This is a genomic window from Listeria sp. LM90SB2 (genome assembly GCF_028867355.1).
Lineage (GTDB): Bacteria > Bacillota > Bacilli > Lactobacillales > Listeriaceae > Listeria > Listeria monocytogenes_B.
Window position 1 is genome coordinate 2,048,127 of the sequence record NZ_CP046449.1, and the last position, 20,252, is coordinate 2,068,378.

Here is a 20,252-nt window from a genome sequence, read left to right on the forward strand (position 1 = left end):
TTGTCACTCTCCAATTGGAAAAACAGCTAAGTCATAAGCTATTTCAGTATTTTCAAAAATAGTTTTTGCTTCTATTAATAGTTCTTTACTTGCATCTCGATCATATCTTGAGCTGATATGGGTTAAAATTAATTTTTTGACATTGGCGGTTTTAGCAAGATTGGCTGCTTGAAGCGTCGTAGAATGCATGTATTCTCCTGCCATTTTTGCTTTATCGCCTTCAAACGTTGCTTCATGAACCAAAATATCGGCATTCAGTGCTAGTTCTAGTTCGTTAGCAGTTTCTTTTGTATCACCAAAAATACTAATAATCTTCCCTTTTTGCGGCTCTCCGATATAATTTTTACCATCAATGACGCGTCCATCAGCTAATGTTACGATTTCGCCGTTTTTCAGCTTTTGAAAAACCGGTCCCGCTTCGACGCCGTCCGCTTTTAATTTTTCAGCATTGAGTGCACCTTGTTTATCTTTTTCGACAATACGGTAACCAAAGCTACGTACGCCATGATCAAGATCGTCAGCTGTAACTAAAAACATTTCATCTTCAAAAATCAAACCTGGCTCTATTTCTTCAAAATTAATTTTATATGTAAGCCTTGTTCCACTGAGTCTTAAGGAAGTTTCGACATATTCTGCTATTCCGGCAGGACCGTAAATAGTCAAATTAGAGTCCCCTCCTTGAAAAGAACGACTACTTAATAAGCCTGGCAGTCCAAAAATGTGATCTCCGTGCATGTGAGTAATAAAGATTTTTTCTAGTTTACTAAGTTTAATTTGGCTTCGCATGATTTGGTGTTGTGTTGCCTCTCCGCAATCAAATAGCCAAATTGTATTTCGTTCATTTAACATTGAAAGTGCGATGGATGTGACATTACGGCCTCGCGACGGTACGCCTGCTCCAGTTCCTAGAAAAACAAGTTCCATAATCTGTTTCATTCCCTTCCCAGTTCGTGTCTTATTTTATCATATTCTTAAACGAACAGGAAATAAACATTTCTAAGAAAAAACCCTTATAATTCAGAAATAACTGTCAAATTAAAAAAATATTCAAACCAAACAGTTGCACAAATGCTTCTTTATGGATAAAATAGTATGGACTAATGAGGAAAATTAATAGCTCATTTAATAAGGCCTTTTTTTGTGGGGTTCTTTTCAAACTAAGAAATCTTTTTCTTAGCAGTTAATTTTTGCCATTAAGAGAATAAGAAAGAGGGTAAATGACGTATGACAGATGAGTTAGAACAAAAAGCACTGATTACTATTTTTGGCGGTACGGGAGATTTGGCAAATCGCAAACTTTACCCTTCGCTATATCATTTGTACAGTAAGGGATCTCTTGGCGACAATTTTGCTGTTATTGGAACGGCTCGTCGTGAATGGAGTAACGATTTCTTCCGTGATAAAGTAAAAGAGTCTATCAAAGACATTGACGGTTCCGAAAAAGACGCGGATGCATTTGCTTCTCACTTCTACTATCAATCTCATGATGTGACAAATAAAGAATCTTATGTAACTTTAAAAGATTTGTCTGATGAATTAGATGCAAAATACGAATTAGGTGGCAATCGCCTCTTCTATCTTGCAATGGCGCCGAATTTCTTTGGAACTATCGCAAGTCGCATTAAATCTGAAGGATTTGTAGATACAGATGGCTTTCATCGTTTAATTATCGAAAAACCATTTGGTCACGATTTAGCTAGTGCAGAAGAATTAAATAATTCGCTTCGTCAAGCATTTAAAGAAGATGAAATTTATCGTATTGACCATTATTTAGGAAAAGAAATGATCCAAAATATCTCGGTTATTCGTTTTGCAAATTCTATCATTGAATCGCTTTGGAATAATCGTTACATCGATAACATCCAAGTTACTTTAACTGAGGTGCTTGGGGTTGAAGATCGTGGGCGCTATTACGATGAAAGTGGCGCGCTTCGAGACATGGTTCAAAACCATATTCTCCAAATCGTTTCTCTACTTGCGATGGAGCCACCAATTAACTTAACGACACGCGAGATTCGTCATGAAAAAGTTCGCGCGCTTCGTTCCTTACGCGTTTTTGAAGGTAAAGAAGTTCACCAAAACTTTATTCGTGGTCAGTACGGTCCTGGTGAAGTAGGTGGCAAAGAACTCAAAGGCTATCGTCAAGAAGATAATGTGGATCCTCATTCCAATACGGAAACGTTTGTTGCAGCCAAACTAGAAATCGATAACTTCCGCTGGGCTGGCGTTCCATTTTATATTCGCACGGGTAAACGTCTTGCGAAGAAAACGACCCAAATTGCGATTCAGTTCAAAGATGTACCGCTGAATTTATTTGGTCAACAACAATCGCTTGGTGGTAATGTGCTTGTTATTCATATCCAACCGGACGAAGGTATTACACTTCATTTGAACGTCAAAGAACCTGGTCAAGGTATGGTTACAATGCCAGTCAACTTAAATTATATTCATTCCTCTCCAGACGGCATGAACACACCTGAGGCTTACGAAAAATTGATTCTAGACTGTCTTCGCGGTGATGCGACTTACTTCTCTCACTGGGATGAAGTATCACTATCATGGAACTTTATTGACCATATAGCAGATGTTTGGACAAATACGAAAGATCATTTCCCGAACTACAAATCCGGTTCGATGGGGCCTAAAGAAGCAGACGACCTCATTCAACGCGACGGATTCCAGTGGTTCCCAATCGATTAATCAAAAAACCAGAAATATGGCTACCCTAGCCTATTTCTGGTTTTCTTTGTTTACTTGCAAAAACCCCTATGCATGTTAGAATAGAGAGGAAAACTAACTAGTTAAAGGAGCTCATATAATGGCTGAAAATATTGATGACTACTTAGAAAAAGGCATGTATGGGGCAAAAGAGATTAATCCCGCTGAGAAGAAAAAATATTTAGGAACTTATCGCGAACGTGTTTTAGTTGCACTCACAAAAGAGGAAGTTTTGACCCAAGAGTATCTTCCAGAACTAGAAAAAGCAATACTAGAAAACAGTGACTCCAAGCTTCTTTTAAACGGATTACTCCATTATAATTCTTTACGCCCTTATATTAAACTAGCAGAAAAATGTAAACATGAATTTTCGATTGTTACTCGTTTAGAAGGTGAAACAGATATTTACCTCGTCCTCGCCTGTCAAAAAGCGGTAAACAAGGAAGACATTCATTTATATAAAGAAGCAGAAGTAGAACAAGAAGAAGAACCTGTCTCGTTACTTGAGAAGGTTCGTAAACTGTTTAATTAAGTTTTCCGCTTACTATTTAGGAGGTCGATTTATGCTACACATTATCACTCTGTCACTCGCTATTTTGATGGCGTTACAAACGATTTATTTCTTCATCCGTAAAAATGTTAATATGGGCGTTATGTTTTTGCTCATAACTGCTGCACTTCTTTTACTCAGTACGATTTAATGGAATTCCTGTTTCGATAGCTTGCTTTAAATTTCGCTGCATGACACCAATTCCTGATGCCCCGTCAAGTGGGAAATTAAATACTTGCTTACCATCCGTGATGCTCGTTAATAACCCTCTGAACTTTTTGCCGCCTAACATCGGAATTGGTTCGGTAGGGTTTATTTGTAGTTTCTGCCACTGCTCCTTTAATTCCTCGAGTTGAATCGTATCAGCACTAGTCCCTTTCATGGTGAAGCGGACATCATATGTTTTTGAAATAATATCGTCCGGTCGCAAAAAACCATATTTGGGGGATAAAATTAAATATTCATTTGCAAACTGTTCCGCATAGGCTCTACTTAAACGATGAAATGTTCCTGTATACACTTCGCTTGCTTTTACTGGACCAATATCTGGCGACTTATCCCATATTTTTGGTTTTCCAGATGCAATAATAATCAGGTTCGTTTTATTGGATATTCCCACATCATCACTCTTCCTTGTTTCTCTTCTGTATCTTTTTCTTTGATATGTACGAAATGGTTGTGTTTTAGTACTTGTATGGATGCCATGTTCTGCTCGTAGCTTCTGGCAAATATGCGATGAATGGCGGGCTGTTCTTCTAGCCAAGCAATCATACCTATAAGCGCTTCTGACATATAACCTTTATTTTGATAATCTGGTACGATGCTGTAGCCAATTTCGATTTCGCCCGTTTCGTCCGGATTTCCTTGTCCACCAATTTCGCCGATAATTTTATTTTCTTCTTTTAAAATGACTAGGCGTGTCCATTTAATCATTCTATCGTCTTTTTTCACGTTTTCTAATACATATGGTAAATAAAAAAAGAAATCAATTCCTGGCCAGTCAGGTGACACATGGTAGCCACTTGCTTTTTCCAAAGCTTCTGTCCCATTAATCGTTGCCTGAATCATTTCTAGTGTGTAATTAATTAATATTAATCGATCTGTCTCTAAATTATCCACAACAATAACCCGGCTTTCCTACTAATTTATTACTTTCAATTTAGCAGAATTAGATAGAAGAACGCAACTAATGTGTGATTTTTTATCCGAATTATTAAATAAATAATAGAAAACTATAAAAATAAAACTATTCTGACTATATACTTGACCTTTCATTTTTGAATGCGCTTCCATTTAAGTTATACTTCAAATATAAGACCTGGTACTAATTTCAGCTAAAAGTGTAAGTTGCTTGAATTGTGCAAACTGACGGAAAACTTTCAAAATAACAATTGACAATCGCATGGCAACCATATATATTAAATACTAACATAACATTTCTTGATATTAATTTTTTTCAAAAATGTGCGACTAATCGAAAAAATAAAACCATTTAACGAAGGGGATAATGACTTATGAAAACGACCAAATCAGTCATTACAATTTTATTACTCTAGAAGGACTTTGAGCACTGTAGAAATTTACAGTAGTTTGAGTCCTGTTTACGTTAAATGGGATTCTAGCAAAGCATCCCATTGTTTTCATCATTGGGGTGCTTTTTCTTTAGCTAGATTTCGAGTTTTCAAGCATCGAAAAGCCATTATCAAGCAAGCAGCTACTTAATCATATATATTAATGCCACGCTATTTAGTGAATTCTAAAAATTCAGTGTCGGCAAATAATTCTTAATTAGAAATGGGGTAAAGTCATATGCGTAGTGACAAAATAAAAAAAGGTGTCGAACAAGCTCCAGCAAGAAGTTTGCTGCATGCTACAGGTCAAATTAAAAGTCCAGGTGATATGGATAAACCATTTATCGCTATTTGTAACTCTTACATTGATATCGTTCCTGGTCATGTTCATTTGCGAGAATTAGCGGATGTGGCTAAAGAAGCTATTAGAGAAGCTGGCGGTATCCCATTTGAATTTAATACGATTGGTGTAGATGACGGCATTGCGATGGGACATATCGGTATGCGCTATTCCCTTCCCTCTCGTGAAGTTATCGCGGATGCAGCGGAAACGGTAATCAATGCGCACTGGTTTGATGGGGTTTTCTACATCCCAAACTGTGACAAAATCACGCCTGGAATGCTTCTCGCTTCTGTTCGTACAAATGTACCTGCTATCTTCTGTTCTGGTGGCCCAATGAAAGCTGGATTATCTGCACACGGAAAAGCACTCACTCTCTCTTCTGTTTTTGAAGCGGTTGGCGCATTTAAAGATGGCAGCATGTCGCAGGAAGATTTTCTTGATATGGAAGCTAATGCGTGTCCGACTTGCGGATCTTGCGCAGGAATGTTTACAGCAAACTCAATGAATTGTTTGATGGAAATCCTAGGTATGGCTGTTCCGGGAAATGGTACAACACTTGCTGTTTCTGACGCACGCCGTGATCTTATTAGAGAATCTGCTTTTCATTTAATGGATTTAGTTAAAAAAGATATTCGTCCTCGTGACATTATTACAAAAGATGCGATTGACGATGCTTTTGCGCTAGATATGGCAATGGGTGGTTCGACAAATACCGTATTACATACACTTGCACTTGCAAACGAAGCTGGTATTGAAGATTATGATTTGGAACGTATTAATGATATTGCTAAACGTGTTCCCTACCTTTCCAAAATTGCACCTTCCTCTTCTTACTCAATGCATGATGTTCACGAAGCTGGCGGTGTTTCAGCCATTGTTAAAGAACTGGTTGATCTAGGTGGCGCAATACATCCAGACAGAATCACTGTTACTGGTAAAACGATTCGCGAAAACGTAGCTGATGCAAAAATTAATAATACCGATGTTATTCATCCAAAAGAAAATCCGTACAGCCCAGTTGGCGGACTTTCGATGTTGTTTGGTAACATCGCACCAAAAGGAGCTGCTATCAAAGTTGGTGGCGTAGATCCTTCCGTACAAGTTTTCAAAGGAGAAGCGATTTGCTTTAGTTCTCATGATGAGGCGGTGGAAGCAATTGATAACCATACCGTCCGCGAGGGGCATGTCGTGGTCATTCGCTACGAAGGTCCTAAAGGCGGTCCGGGAATGCCTGAAATGCTTGCGCCAACATCTAGTATTGTTGGTCGAGGTTTAGGAAAAGATGTTGCTTTGATTACAGATGGTCGCTTTTCTGGGGCTACTCGTGGTATCGCAGTTGGCCACATTTCTCCAGAAGCTGCAGCTGGTGGTCCTATCGCCCTTGTTCATGACGGCGATATCATCACGATTGATTTGCCAAACCGGACGTTAAACGTGGATGTTTCTGATGAGGTTTTGGAAGAACGAAGAAAAGAATTACCGAAATTTAAAGCTAAAGTAAAAACTGGTTACCTTGCAAGATATACTGCGCTTGTAACTAGCGCCCACACTGGTGGCATTTTGCAAATTCCAGAAGATTTAATCGACTAAAAAATGAGGTGATAAGCGTGATTGATACGACGAAGACAAATGAAAAAGCGACAAAAAAGCAAAATAAAAGTGGTGCGGAACTTTTAATTGACTCCTTGAAAAAGCAACAAGTCGAGATGATTTTTGGCTATCCGGGTGGTGCGGTTCTCCCTCTCTACGATGCTTTTTACGACTGTGATATTCCGCATATTCTAACAAGACACGAGCAAGGAGCGATTCATGCTGCGGAAGGTTATGCACGTGTTACTGGGAAACCCGGTGTGGTAGTTGTAACAAGTGGACCTGGGGCGACAAATGTATTAACTGGTATTGCGGATGCAATGAGTGATTCGATTCCATTAGTGATTTTCACCGGACAAGTTCATACGCCTGGTATCGGAAAAGATGCCTTCCAAGAAGCCGATATGATTGGGCTAACCATTCCAATTACTAAATATAATTACCAAGTGCGTGATGTTCGTGACTTACCAAAAATTGTCAATGAAGCTTTTCATATTGCAAGCACTGGTCGTAAAGGTCCTGTTGTCGTGGATATTCCAAAAGACATGGGGATTATCCAAACAGAGTCTGTACGACCAGATACGATTGATCTGCCGGGTTATCAACCGACTTATTCACCGAACCCACTTCAACTGGAAAAACTAATGCAATCTCTTTCTGCCGCAAGCAAGCCACTAATACTTGCCGGAGCTGGCGTCAATCATGCGAGAGCTACAGCTGAATTACTAGAATTCGCTGAACGCTATCAAATTCCAATCGTGAATACGCTGCTTGGTCTAGGAAGTTTCCCGCAAAGTCATGATTTGTTCCTTGGTATGGGCGGCATGCACGGTTCATACGCGGCAAACATGGCACTTACAGATTGCGATTTGCTCATTAATTTTGGTTCCCGCTTCGATGACAGGCTTGCCAGTGCGCCAAAAGAATTTGCCACAAAAGCAACGATTGCACATATCGATATTGATCCTGCTGAAATTGGCAAAATTATCGAAACACAAATTCCGATTGTAGCTGATATTAACGAAACACTTACACAACTACTACAAATGGAACTTCCGGTTCATCCTGATACATCCCATTGGTACAAATTAAATATGACCCGTAAAAACCGTCATCCTTTTAATTTTGATAGAACGAAAAAAGCAGAAATTAAACCACAGCGTGTGATTGAGCTAATTGGTGAAATTACGCAAGGTGAAGCGCTTGTTTCTACCGATGTTGGCCAGCATCAAATGTGGGCGGCACAGTTTTATCCATTCCAATTTGATCATCAAATTATTACGAGTGGCGGGCTTGGCACAATGGGCTTTGGCTTTCCAGCAGCTGTTGGTGCGCAACTTGCTTTCCCAGATAAAACGGTAGTCGCCATTGTTGGGGACGGTGGTTTCCAAATGACCAATCAAGAACTAGCGATTTTAAATGATTACCAAATCAATGTGAAAACGGTCATTATCAATAACGGTTCGCTCGGCATGGTTCGTCAGTGGCAAGAAAAATTCCACGGCGAAAGATATTCTCATTCGATTTTCACGAGCCAACCAGATTTTGTTAAACTAGCTGAAGCTTACGGTGTCAAAGGGGTTCGCTTGACGAATCCTGAAACGCTAGAAAAAGATCTAAGAAAAGCCTTCGCTCACCCTGGACCGATTGTCATTGACGTTCATGTGGCCAAAGATGAGCTAGTACTTCCAATGGTTCCAAGCGGCAAACCAAATCACCAAATGGAAGGAGTGGAATAAATGCGCCGAATCATTACCGCTACAGTAAACAACTCTTCTGGCGTGTTAAATCGTATCACTGGGGTTATCTCCAGACGCCAATACAATATTGATAGCATCTCTGTCGGCTGGACCGAAATCCCAAATGTTTCTCGGATTACCATCGTCGTCCATGTCGATTCCTTATACGAAATCGAGCAAGTAACTAAACAACTCAATAAACAAATCGATGTGCTCAAAGTAAGCGATATTACTGACGATGCGCACATCGAACGCGAACTAGCTTTACTTAAAATCAACTCCCCTGCTGCCTTACGATCTGAGCTAAACGCAGTCATCGAACCATTTCGCGCCACTGTCATTGATGTCGGCACGAAAAATGTCGTCATTCAAGTAACTGGAACAAGTGAAAAAATCGATGCTTTCGTTGACACAGTTCGCCCGTATGGTATTAAGCAAATGGCGAGGACCGGCGTCACAGGCTTTACAAGAAGCCCTAAAAAAATGGGTTAAAAATCATTTACTACAGAGCAGTCTCTTGCTTTGCTAGCATCAGAACAGCACATCGCTATTCTGAAATATAAAAAGAAATTAGTTGGAGGTTAGGAAAAATGACAAAAGTTTATTATGAAGATGCAGTAAAAAACAACGCACTAGAAGGTAAAACAGTAGCAGTAATCGGGTACGGTTCGCAAGGTCACGCACATTCTCAAAATCTACGTGACAATGGCAATAACGTTATTATCGGCATTCGCGAAGGAAAATCTGCCGAATCTGCTAGAAACGATGGCTTTGATGTTTATTCTGTTAGCGAAGCCGCTGAAAAAGCAGACGTTATCATGATTCTTTTGCCAGATGAAACGCAAGGTGAAACATACGAAAACGAAATTAAACCTAACCTAAAAGCTGGCAATGCGCTTGTTTTCGCACATGGTTTCAACATTCATTTTGACGTAATTAATCCTCCAAGCGATGTGGATGTTTTCCTAGTAGCTCCAAAAGGTCCTGGTCACTTAGTTCGCCGCACATTTGTTGAAGGTGGCGCGGTTCCTTCCCTATTCGCTATCTATCAAGATGCCACTGGAAACGCACGCGACACAGCCCTTTCCTATGCAAAAGGTATTGGTGCAACTCGTGCTGGCGTTATCGAAACCACTTTCAAAGAAGAAACCGAAACCGATCTATTTGGCGAACAAGCAGTTCTTTGTGGGGGTGCAACTCACCTTATCCAAGCTGGTTTTGAAACACTTGTAGAGGCTGGCTACCAACCAGAACTTGCTTATTTTGAAGTATTACACGAAATGAAACTAATTGTTGATTTGATGTATGAAGGTGGTATGGAAAAAATGCGCCACTCGATCTCCAATACAGCAGAATATGGTGATTATGTTTCCGGTCCTCGTGTTGTTACAGCTGATACGAAAAAAGCAATGAAAGAAGTACTTACCGACATTCAAAATGGTAACTTTGCTAAATCATTCATTGACGACAATAAAAATGGTTTTAAAGAATTCCATAGAATGCGCAAAGAACAACAAGGTCATCAAATCGAAAAAGTTGGTGCTGAACTTCGTGAAATGATGCCGTTTGTTAAACCACAACATTAATACTTAATTCGGATTGCTAGGTGAGATTTCTTGCCTAGCAACCGTTATCCTTTTTCAATATGAGTTTAAGGAAGAACCTTTTTCTTTCCTAAACTGATACTGAAAGCAGGAAAAATCCAAGCTTCCCTATCTAATATAAAACAAGAGGTGAAATCGAATGAAGAAAATCCAGTTTTTTGATACTACACTTAGAGATGGCGAACAAACCCCTGGAGTTAATTTTGACGTAAAGGAGAAAATCCAGATTGCCTTACAACTCGAAAAACTTGGAATTGATGTGATTGAAGCCGGCTTTCCGATTTCTTCTCCTGGAGATTTTGAATGCGTTAAGGCGATTGCAAAAGCGATTAAACATTGTTCTGTAACAGGGCTAGCGCGCTGTGTTGAAGGAGATATTGACCGTGCCGAGGAAGCGCTAAAAGACGCTGTTTCTCCGCAAATACATATCTTCCTTGCAACGAGCGATGTGCATATGGAATACAAATTAAAAATGAGTCGGGCGGAAGTTCTTGCTTCCATTAAACACCACATTAGTTATGCGAGACAAAAATTTGATGTTGTACAGTTTTCACCAGAAGATGCAACTCGGTCAGATCGTGCTTTTCTGATTGAAGCAGTTCAAACAGCGATTGATGCAGGAGCAACTGTCATCAACATTCCAGATACGGTCGGATATACAAACCCCACCGAATTTGGGCAATTATTCCAAGATTTGCGCCGCGAAATAAAGCAATTTGATGATATTATTTTCGCTTCTCATTGCCATGATGACCTTGGTATGGCGACAGCAAACGCACTTGCTGCAATCGAAAATGGCGCAAGACGCGTCGAAGGTACGATTAATGGGATTGGTGAGCGTGCTGGGAATACGGCACTGGAAGAAGTTGCGGTAGCGCTTCATATTCGCAAAGATTTTTATCAAGCTGAAACAAACATTGTATTGAATCAATTTAAAAATTCAAGTGATTTGATTAGCCGCTTGTCTGGTATGCCTGTTCCACGTAACAAAGCTGTAATTGGTGGCAATGCTTACGCGCATGAATCTGGTATTCATCAAGATGGTGTCCTAAAAAATCCTGATACGTATGAAATCATCACCCCTGCTCTTGTCGGCGTGGATAAAAACTCTCTTCCACTTGGCAAACTTTCTGGCAAACATGCCTTCAATACGCGCATGGAAGAAATGGGCTACACACTAACCGAACAAGAACAAAAAGATGCCTTTAAACGTTTCAAACAATTAGCAGATGCGAAAAAAGAAGTAACAGAAGAAGACTTGCACGCGTTAATTCTCGGACAATCTTCCGAATCAGCCGATGATTTCGAACTAAAACATTTGCAAGTTCAATATGTTACTGGCGGCGTCCAAGGTGCGATTGTTCGCATTGAAGAACGTGATGGCGCTCTAGTAGAAGACGCAGCAACTGGTTCAGGTAGCATTGAAGCGATTTATAATACGATTAACCGTCTTATGAAACAAGATATTGAATTAACCGATTATCGTATCCAAGCAATTACAGCCGGTCAAGATGCCCAAGCAGAAGTCCATGTCGTCATTAAAAATGACAAAGGCGCTGTGTTCCATGGTATCGGTATTGATTTTGACGTTTTAACTGCTAGTGCTAAAGCTTATTTGCAAGCATCAGGCAAAAGCAAAACCGCCAGTAAGCAAGCTGATTTCGAGGAGGTAAAATAACGTGACCTATAAAATTACTTCCTTAGCTGGCGACGGAATTGGTCCAGAAATTATGACTTCTGGACTTCAAGTATTAGAGGCAGTCGCAAAAAAATACAACCATACGTTTGAAATTGAATCTCATCCCTTTGGCGGCGCAGGAATTGACGTAGCACAAGACCCAATCCCTTCTTCCACCTTAAAAGCGTGCCGAGACGCCGACGCCATTTTACTCGGAGCAATTGGTGGTCCAAAATGGGATAATGCGCCGAAACGTCCCGAAGATGGCCTACTTGCACTTCGAAAAGCGCTTGGTCTTTTCGCCAACATTCGACCTATCCAAGTCCCAAGCTCCATCACGCACCTTTCTCCTTTAAAAAAGGAAATTGTTGAGAACACTGATTTTGTCGTTGTTCGTGAATTGACTGGTGGACTTTATTTCGGAGAACCGAAATATTGGGATAATGAGGCAGCAGTGGATTCATTAACATATACCCGTGCAGAAATCGAGCGAATTATCGAGAAAGCTTTCGAAATCGCCGCTACTAGGAATAAAAAAGTTACTTCAGTAGATAAAGCGAATGTGCTTGCTTCTAGTAAATTATGGCGAAAAATCGCTGATGAAGTCGCAAGTCGTCACCCAGATATCACACTAGAACATCTATACGTCGACGCTGCCGCAATGCTTATGATTCAGCGACCAACGACCTTTGATGTTATCGTGACAGAAAACTTATTTGGCGATATTTTAAGTGATGAAGCGTCTGTTATTACTGGCTCGCTTGGAATGCTCCCTTCTGCTAGCCACGCGGAAAACGGACCATCTTTATACGAACCAATTCACGGATCTGCGCCAGATATCGCTAACCAAAATATCGCGAATCCAATGTCGATGATATCCTCTGTATCCATGATGCTTCGTCAATCTTTCTCTCTTTTTGAAGAAGCAGATGCGATTGATGCAGCTACAGCAAGAACGATGCAAGCTGGATTTTTAACTGCTGACCTTGGAGGCAATACTTCCACAACTGATTTTACAAATGAAGTTCTAAAACAAATTGAAGGAGGAGAATAAAATGGGGAAAACACTTTTTGATAAACTTTGGAATCGCCATGTCATTTATGGCAAAGAAGGTGAACCACAATTATTATATGTTGATCTTCATTTGATTCATGAAGTTACTTCTCCTCAAGCGTTTGAAGGACTTAGAATGGAAAATCGGCCACTGCGTAGACCAGATAAAACGTTCGCGACAATGGATCATAACGTTCCAACTGAAGATATTTTCAACATTCAAGACCTTGTTGCTAAAAAACAAATCGAAGCACTGCAAACCAATTGCGAGGAATTTGGCGTGACGCTAGCTGATATGGGTAGTGATCGCCAAGGAATCGTGCATATGGTTGGACCAGAAACTGGGCTAACACAACCTGGAAAAGTCATTGTATGTGGAGATTCGCATACTGCAACTCATGGAGCATTTGGAGCAATTGGCTTTGGGATTGGTTCTAGTGAAGTAGAGCATGTTTTTGCGACTCAAACCATTTGGCAACAAAAGCCAAAATCAATGGGCATAGAAATTAACGGCAATCTTCCAAAAGGTGTCTATGCAAAAGATATTATTTTGCATCTGATTGCCACGTATGGCGTCGCTTTTGGAACTGGCTATGCCGTTGAGTATTACGGCGAAACTATTCGCAATATGTCGATGGAAGAACGGATGACGATTTGTAATATGGCAATTGAAGGTGGCGCAAAGATGGGCATGATGGCGCCAGATGAAACTACTTTTGAATATGTGCGCGGTCGTGAATACGCTCCCGCTGATATGGATAAAGCAATTAGTGACTGGAAAACGCTCCAAACAGATCCAGATGCCGAATATGACCTTCATATCAAAATGGATGCGAGCATTTTGGAACCGTATGTCACTTGGGGAACGAATCCCGAAATGGGAGTGCCATTTTCTAAAGCATTTCCGGAAATTAAAGATATGAACTATGAGCGTGCTTATGAATATATGGGGCTAAAACCTGGTCAAACTGCAGAAGAAATCGAGCTTGGCTATGTGTTTATTGGTTCTTGTACAAATGCCAGACTTTCTGACTTAGAAGAAGCTGCTCGTATCGTCAAAGGAAATAAAGTGAAAAATAATATTCGCGCACTCGTGGTCCCTGGTTCTCGCCAAGTGCGTAATGCGGCAGAATCTATCGGACTAGATAAAATTTTTATAGAAGCTGGCTTTGAGTGGCGTGAACCTGGTTGTTCGATGTGTCTAGGAATGAACCCTGATCAAGTACCAGACGGCGTTCACTGTGCTTCTACTTCGAACCGAAATTTTGAAGGTCGTCAAGGTAAAGGCGCTCGTACTCATCTTGTTTCACCAGCAATGGCTGCTGCTGCGGCAATTAACGGGCACTTTATCGATATTCGAAAGGAGGCGGTTATCAGTGGAGGAAATTAAAGTACACATTGGAAAAACAGTAGCGCTAATGAATGACAATATTGATACCGACCAAATCATTCCAAAAAGTTTCTTAAAACGCATTGAGCGAACAGGCTTTGGCGAATTTCTCTTTGATAGTTGGCGCTACCTGCCGAACCGTAAACCAAACCCAGACTTCCCGCTCAATGCTCCAGATCGTCAGGAAGCGACTATTTTAATTACGGGAGATAACTTTGGTTGCGGGTCCTCCAGAGAACATGCTGCGTGGGCACTACTCGACTACCGTTTCCGTGTAATTATCGCTGGCAGTTATAGTGATATATTTTATATGAATTGTACAAAAAACGGCGTGCTCCCTATCGTTCTTCCTAGAGAGGCGCGTGAAAAATTAGCGAAAATTGCAGCCGATGAAAATGTGACCATTGACTTGCCAAATCAACAAGTTATTAGTTCAGTTGGTACCTACCCGTTTGAGATTGATGCTACTTGGAAAAATAAATTTATTAATGGACTGGATGATATCGCCATTACATTTGAACATATTGATGCGATTAAAGCCTATGAACAAAAAGTGGATTCAATATAAGAAAAGGTAGTGAGGATGATGGAATTAGTTGATTTATTAGTAACAGAAGAAGATGTCGAAAAGGCCTATGAAGTCTTAAAGGCGGTCGTCAAACATACGCCACTAGAATATGATTTTTATCTTTCGGAAAAATATCATTGCAATGTCTATCTGAAACGCGAAGATTTGCAAAGAGTGCGTTCTTTTAAATTACGTGGTGCTTTTTATGCTATTTCTAGATTATCAGCGGAACAATTGGAAAAAGGTGTGGTATGTGCAAGTGCGGGAAACCATGCGCAAGGAGTTGCATATACGTGCAAACGAATGACCGTCCCAGCTACGATTTTTATGCCAACGACTACGCCGCAACAAAAAGTATCACAAGTAAAATTTTTCGGTGGTAGTAATGTCGAAGTGGTTTTAGTTGGCGATACGTTTGATGCTTCTGCAACTGCCGCGAAAGAATTTGCTGCAACGCATGGCCAAACTTTCATCCCTCCGTTTGATGATCCTGATATTATCGCTGGCCAAGGCTCTCTTGCTGTGGAGATGGTGAAAGATTTAAATAAAGCACATGAGCAAGCAGATTATGTTTTTGCAGGAATCGGTGGTGGTGGCTTAATTAGCGGTGTTGCAACGTATCTCAAAGCAAAGAGCCCGATTACAAAAATCATCGGGGTAGAACCTGATGGCGCGCCTTCAATGACAGCAGCTTTAAAACAAAATCAAGTCGTAACACTAGATAAAATCGATAAATTTGTTGATGGCGCTGCGGTAAAAGAAGTTGGTGGCTTAACGTTCCAACATGCGAAAGTATTAGTTGATGAAGTGACAACCGTCTCTGAGGGAGCTGTTTGTTCTACGATTTTGGATATGTATACGAAGCAAGCAATTGTTGCAGAACCTGCTGGAGCACTATCCGTTGCCGCACTTGAAATTTACCGTGAAGAGATTAAAGACAAGACCGTTGTCTGTATTGTAAGTGGCGGAAACAACGACATCAACCGGATGCAAGAAATTGAAGAGCGTTCCCTCTTACACGAAGGATTAAAACATTATTTTATCGTCAATTTCTCGCAGCGTCCTGGGGCTTTGAAAGAATTTGTTAACGATGTGCTCGGTCCACATGACGATATCACCAAATTCGAATATACGAAAAAAGTGAATCGAGGTAATGGGCCTGTAATTATCGGTGTTTTGTTGCAAGATAAAAATGATTATGAAGGATTGCTTGAGCGGGTTGCTGCTTTTGACCCGAGCTATATTCCGATTAATGATAATCAAACCCTATACACATTACTTGTATAAAAAGAGTTCTCGTATGATGCGAGAACTCTTTTTATATTACAGTTTACTACCCTGTTATAGTAACAGTTTATTTTAAAATTTGGTTTAAAATCTTTTGTTTAAGGATATAAAGTAGTATAATGAACATATAGAAATTAAACTGTATTATTAAAAAATAACTTTTCATATATAACAATGCAAGGAGTGGCAATAATGGACACAGTTAGAAAAAATCGATTATTTCAGCATTCTACAATGGCAGCACTTGTTGGTGGGCTTTTTAGCGGAACAACGAGTTTCAAAGAATTATTACAACACGGTGACCTCGGTATAGGAACACTTGACCAATTTGATGGTGAATTAATTATTTTAGACGGAGAAGCTTTTCAAATACGATCAGACGGGCAAGCTTATAAAGTAAAGCCAGAAGATACGACACCTTATGCGAGCACCACTTTTTTTGATGCTGATACTTCTTTTTCCGTTTCCGAACCGACATCAAAACAAGCGGTGGAAGAAAAAATCGCAGAATTAGTACAAGGACCAAATGTTTTTTATGCAGTGAAAATGACCGGGAATTTCCGTTATGTGGATACGCGCGTTGTACCAAAACAACAAAGGCCTTATCCGCCACTCATTGAAGCGGTAAAAGAACAACCAACGTACCATTTTGAATATATTACGGGTACAATTGTTGGTTTTTGGACGCCCGCTTATATTAGCGGTATTGGCGTTTCTGGCTATCATGTGCATTTTATTGACGATATGCGTAAAATCGGCGGTCATGTATTTGATTATGAAATGCTGGAAGGTACCGTAGAAGTTGCGCAACAAACAGAATTTGAACTACAATTACCTCAAACGACGGAATTCTTAAGAAGTGATTTAAGTACGCCGGATATGTTGGAACAGATTGAAGCCGCGGAAAATTGATAAAGAAAGCTCCCAAATTAAATTGGGAGCTTTCTTTTATTCTGTAATAACTTTATGAACAAGGGTTGGTGCTGTTGCGTGGTCGGAAATTTGAATGTTTTCGTAGATTTTTGCTTTTACGTTTTCGACATCTTCTTGGTCAGCGAAAATCGTTACGAGTGATTCGCCTTCCTTAACAGCATCGCCCACTTTTTTGCGTAGCATTAAACCTACTGCTAGATTGATTTCGTCTTCCTTCGTTGCGCGACCGGCGCCTAGGATCATTGCAGCAATGCCAATTTCATCGGCAACGATTTGACTTACGAAGCCAGATGATTTAGCGGGTACTTCGATTTGGTATTTTGCTTGCGGAAGTTTTTCTGGGTGATCAACAATGCTTGCATCGCCACCTTGATTGGAAAGGAATGTTTTGAATTTCTCAAGTGCTGCACCGTTTTCGATTACTTCAATTAATTTAGCGCGGGCTTCGTCGAGTGTTTCCGCTTGTTTGGCTAGTACGACCATTTGACTACCAAGTACAAGAACTAATTCTGTTAAATCTTCTGGTCCTTGGCCTTTTAATGTATCGATGGCTTCTTTTACTTCTAAAGCATTTCCGATTGCTTCGCCAAGTGGTTGGGACATATCAGAAATGACTGCCATCGTATTTCTACCAACGTTATTACCGATGCGAACCATTGCATGTGCTAGGTTTTCGGCATCCTCGTCGGTTTTCATAAATGCACCAGCACCTGTTTTTACATCAAGTACGATTGCATCTGCGCCCGCTGCGATTTTTTTACTCATAATAGAGCTTGCAATTAGTGGTATTGAGTTTACGGTTCCTGTTACATCACGAAGCGCGTACATTTTTTTATCTGCTGGTGTAAGATTACCTGATTGACCAATAACTGCTACTTTGTCGCGATTTACTAGGTCAATGAAATCTTTCTTATCTAGTTCGATATGGAAGCCTTCGATAGATTCTAGTTTATCAATGGTTCCTCCTGTATGACCTAAGCCACGGCCAGACATCTTTGCAACCGGTACGCCAACTGCTGCTACGAGCGGAGCAAGAACAAGTGTCGTCGTATCACCAACACCGCCAGTACTATGTTTATCGACTTTGATTCCTTCAATTGCGGATAGGTCAATCGTATCGCCAGAGCCAACCATTGCCATTGTTAAATCTGCGCGTTCTTGATCATTCATATCTTGGAAAAAGATTGCCATGGCTAGAGCACTTGCTTGATAATCTGGAATTTCCCCATTTGTATAGCCATCAATGAAAAACTGAATTTCTTCTGTTGATAAAGCTTTGCCGTCCCTTTTCTTGGAAATAATATCCACCATTCTCATTTCTCTTCACCCTTTCTTTTTGTCCACTTTAGCATTTTATGTACCTTTATTGAGAACGGTTACACTTTTTAAGTAAACCGTTTTACTAAACAAGAACATGTGCTTAACATGCTCACTATAACTTACTCCCTTACTGATTGTCAATACTTTTTGTACTACTACGGTTGATTAGTGAAATATCGAGTAAACGATTCTCTAATTTCTCGGTTGGATTTTGGAGATTTTTCAGTAATAGTTCGGCAGCAATTTCGCCGATACCATAGATTGGTTGCCGAATGGTTGTAAGTGGCGGTGTCATATATTCGGAAAGTTCAATATCATCAAATCCGATGACGCTAAGATCAGTAGGAATATGCAGGTTTTTTTCAAGTGCGGCTCGGTAGGTTCCCATCGCCATTAAATCATTGGTTGCAAAAATGGCACTCAGATTTTCTTGGAGTAACTTTTGCGTCGCAACATAACCGCCATTCATCGTCTGATCCCCGCTTACAATCCAAGTATCTTTTACAGTAAGTTTATAGTCTTTCATGCATGCCAAGTAACCCTCGTAGCGTTCATGTACGTTATAAAAAGATGTATCCGAAATAATGATTCCGATGCGCGTATGGCCTAGTTTGATTAAATGCTCGGTCGCCATATAACCGCCTTTGAAATCATCAATCGCGATATTCCCTTCTTGCCTTGGATTCCGCTGACGATCGAGTAAAATATACGGAGAACGCTTCTCTTCCATGCGTTTGATAACACCTGAAAGCAGAATATTAGGGCTGGCGATAATTAAGCCATCGACAGCCCGGTGCAATAATTCTTCTACATATAAATCTTCACGTTCTTTATCATTAGAAGAGTTACAGAGCATAATCATGTAACCTTCTTTATTCAAGTAATCTTCGGCCCCTTTTACCATTTGTGAAAAAAAAGGATCCGTTACTTCCGGGACAATCATTCCGATGGTGTTTGTGTGACTAACAATCATATTTTTGGCGAAAAAGTTTGGTTTGTAAGACATCTCTTTTGCTGTTTTCAGAACTTTTTCACGAGTTAAGTCGCTAAATCGTTCCCCTTTACCATTCAAAATTTGAGAAATCGTCGTAATTGAAACGCCTGTCTTTTCTGCTATTTCGCGGATGGTTGCAGCCATTTAAACTCCCCCAGTCAGATTATCTATTCTCCTTATTTTGCCACATTTAAGAATAATAATAAAGGGGTTTCATCCAAAATTAGTAATTATCTGGTTTGGCTGGTTTTTCGCCGGAAACAATTGCGACACCTGCACTTGCGCCAATACGAGTTGCGCCTGCTTCGATCATTTTTTCTACGTCTTCTTTCGTACGAACCCCACCAGATGCTTTTACGCCGATGTTTGGTCCTACAGTTTTACGCATTAAGGCGATATCTTCGGCAGTTGCGCCACCTGTGGAGAATCCAGTGGATGTTTTAACGAAGTCTGTTCCCGCTTTTACAGCGATTTCACATGCGCGAACTTTTTCTTCGTCTGTTAATAGGCAAGTTTCGATAATTACTTTTACTAATGCTTTTCCTTTAGCAGCATCGACTACAGCACGAATATCACGTTCTACTAGTTCGTCGTCTTTGTCTTTTAGTGCGCCGATATTAATAACCATATCCACTTCTTTTGCACCGTTTTGGATAGCATCTTTTACTTCAAATGCTTTTACTTCAGGGGTATTCGCTCCTAGTGGGAAACCGATAACAGTACATACTACGGATTCTGCTCCAGCAAGTTGTTCAGCGGATAATTTTACCCAAGTTGGATTTACGCATACGGAAGCAAAACCGTATTCTCTCGCTTCTTTTGTTAGTGTTAAAATTTGTTCTTTCGTTGTGTCTGGTTTTAAAGCAGTGTGATCGATCATTTTGGCAATTGTCATTTTAAAAACTCCTTTAAA

General features: G+C 40.3%; 19 protein-coding genes. 13 read left to right on the forward strand and 6 right to left on the reverse strand.

The features are described from left to right. Positions 1–3: 3 nt before the first annotated feature. Positions 4–924, reverse strand: coding sequence for a ribonuclease Z (gene rnz / locus GL301_RS10115; RefSeq protein WP_003725869.1), 921 nt, complete (start codon positions 922–924; stop codon positions 4–6). A gap of 300 nt (positions 925–1,224) precedes the next feature. Here rnz and zwf point away from each other — a divergent pair, with 300 nt between their 5' ends. The 3 genes from zwf to GL301_RS10130 all read left to right on the forward strand — a co-directional run bounded on the left by zwf (position 1,225) and on the right by GL301_RS10130 (position 3,419). Continuing rightward, positions 1,225–2,700, forward strand: a complete 1,476-nt coding sequence (zwf, locus tag GL301_RS10120; protein WP_003725870.1) for a glucose-6-phosphate dehydrogenase — start codon at positions 1,225–1,227, stop codon at positions 2,698–2,700. Between the two features lie 118 nt (positions 2,701–2,818). Continuing rightward, a complete protein-coding gene (locus tag GL301_RS10125) occupies positions 2,819–3,250 on the forward strand; it encodes a YueI family protein (protein ID WP_003725871.1) in 432 nt (143 codons plus the stop codon). Positions 3,251–3,281: 31 nt separating this feature from the next. Continuing rightward, positions 3,282–3,419, forward strand: coding sequence for a hypothetical protein (locus tag GL301_RS10130; protein ID WP_003727979.1), 138 nt, complete (start codon positions 3,282–3,284; stop codon positions 3,417–3,419). On the opposite strand, the gene GL301_RS10135 is transcribed toward GL301_RS10130, so the two are convergent. Beyond that, positions 3,402–3,887 (reverse strand): DUF6884 domain-containing protein, encoded by a 486-nt coding sequence (locus GL301_RS10135; protein WP_003727978.1) that lies wholly within the window; start codon positions 3,885–3,887, stop codon positions 3,402–3,404. The genes GL301_RS10130 and GL301_RS10135 overlap by 18 nt on opposite strands. After that, positions 3,860–4,387 carry a GNAT family N-acetyltransferase gene (locus GL301_RS10140; RefSeq protein WP_003734410.1) on the reverse strand — a complete coding sequence of 176 codons (528 nt, stop codon included), beginning with the start codon at positions 4,385–4,387 and terminating at the stop codon, positions 3,860–3,862. The genes GL301_RS10135 and GL301_RS10140 overlap by 28 nt, the downstream gene beginning before the upstream one ends. A 690-nt stretch (positions 4,388–5,077) precedes the next feature. Between GL301_RS10140 and ilvD the strand changes: the two genes are divergently transcribed. The 10 genes from ilvD (at position 5,078) to budA (ending at position 17,004) form a co-directional block, all read left to right on the forward strand. Beyond that, complete coding sequence (ilvD, locus tag GL301_RS10145) at positions 5,078–6,772, forward strand: dihydroxy-acid dehydratase (RefSeq protein WP_003725873.1); 1,695 nt, start codon at positions 5,078–5,080, stop codon at positions 6,770–6,772. 17 nt (positions 6,773–6,789) lie between these two features. After that, complete coding sequence (ilvB, locus tag GL301_RS10150) at positions 6,790–8,511, forward strand: biosynthetic-type acetolactate synthase large subunit (protein WP_003725874.1); 1,722 nt, start codon at positions 6,790–6,792, stop codon at positions 8,509–8,511. Then, positions 8,512–9,003 (forward strand): acetolactate synthase small subunit, encoded by a 492-nt coding sequence (ilvN, locus tag GL301_RS10155; RefSeq protein ID WP_003723150.1) that lies wholly within the window; start codon positions 8,512–8,514, stop codon positions 9,001–9,003. It abuts the gene before it with no gap. Between the two features lie 98 nt (positions 9,004–9,101). Further along, positions 9,102–10,097 carry a ketol-acid reductoisomerase gene (gene ilvC, locus GL301_RS10160; RefSeq protein ID WP_003727977.1) on the forward strand — a complete coding sequence of 332 codons (996 nt, stop codon included), beginning with the start codon at positions 9,102–9,104 and terminating at the stop codon, positions 10,095–10,097. Positions 10,098–10,254: 157 nt separating this feature from the next. After that, positions 10,255–11,793 carry a 2-isopropylmalate synthase gene (locus GL301_RS10165; RefSeq protein ID WP_003725876.1) on the forward strand — a complete coding sequence of 513 codons (1,539 nt, stop codon included), beginning with the start codon at positions 10,255–10,257 and terminating at the stop codon, positions 11,791–11,793. 1 nt (position 11,794) lies between these two features. After that, complete coding sequence (leuB, locus tag GL301_RS10170; protein ID WP_003727976.1) at positions 11,795–12,847, forward strand: 3-isopropylmalate dehydrogenase; 1,053 nt, start codon at positions 11,795–11,797, stop codon at positions 12,845–12,847. Between the two features lies 1 nt (position 12,848). Further along, on the forward strand, positions 12,849–14,237 hold the full coding sequence (leuC, locus tag GL301_RS10175; RefSeq protein WP_003725878.1) for a 3-isopropylmalate dehydratase large subunit: 1,389 nt from the start codon (positions 12,849–12,851) through the stop codon (positions 14,235–14,237). Further along, a complete protein-coding gene (gene leuD, locus GL301_RS10180) occupies positions 14,224–14,805 on the forward strand; it encodes a 3-isopropylmalate dehydratase small subunit (RefSeq protein ID WP_003727975.1) in 582 nt (193 codons plus the stop codon). The genes leuC and leuD overlap by 14 nt, the downstream gene beginning before the upstream one ends. 18 nt (positions 14,806–14,823) lie before the next feature. Continuing rightward, entirely contained in the window at positions 14,824–16,092 is a 1,269-nt protein-coding gene (gene ilvA, locus GL301_RS10185; RefSeq protein ID WP_003725879.1) for a threonine ammonia-lyase, read from the forward strand. 192 nt (positions 16,093–16,284) lie between these two features. After that, a complete protein-coding gene (gene budA, locus GL301_RS10190; RefSeq protein ID WP_003725880.1) occupies positions 16,285–17,004 on the forward strand; it encodes an acetolactate decarboxylase in 720 nt (239 codons plus the stop codon). Between the two features lie 36 nt (positions 17,005–17,040). On the opposite strand, the gene GL301_RS10195 is transcribed toward budA, so the two are convergent. From GL301_RS10195 to deoC, 3 genes are all read right to left on the reverse strand, one after another. After that, on the reverse strand, positions 17,041–18,342 hold the full coding sequence (locus tag GL301_RS10195) for a pyrimidine-nucleoside phosphorylase (protein ID WP_003740642.1): 1,302 nt from the start codon (positions 18,340–18,342) through the stop codon (positions 17,041–17,043). A gap of 130 nt (positions 18,343–18,472) precedes the next feature. Further along, positions 18,473–19,483: a substrate-binding domain-containing protein gene (locus tag GL301_RS10200; RefSeq protein WP_003727974.1), complete on the reverse strand. Its 1,011-nt coding sequence runs from the start codon at positions 19,481–19,483 to the stop codon at positions 18,473–18,475. A 79-nt stretch (positions 19,484–19,562) separates the two neighbouring features. Further along, complete coding sequence (gene deoC, locus GL301_RS10205; protein ID WP_003724140.1) at positions 19,563–20,234, reverse strand: deoxyribose-phosphate aldolase; 672 nt, start codon at positions 20,232–20,234, stop codon at positions 19,563–19,565. Positions 20,235–20,252: the final 18 nt, after the last annotated feature.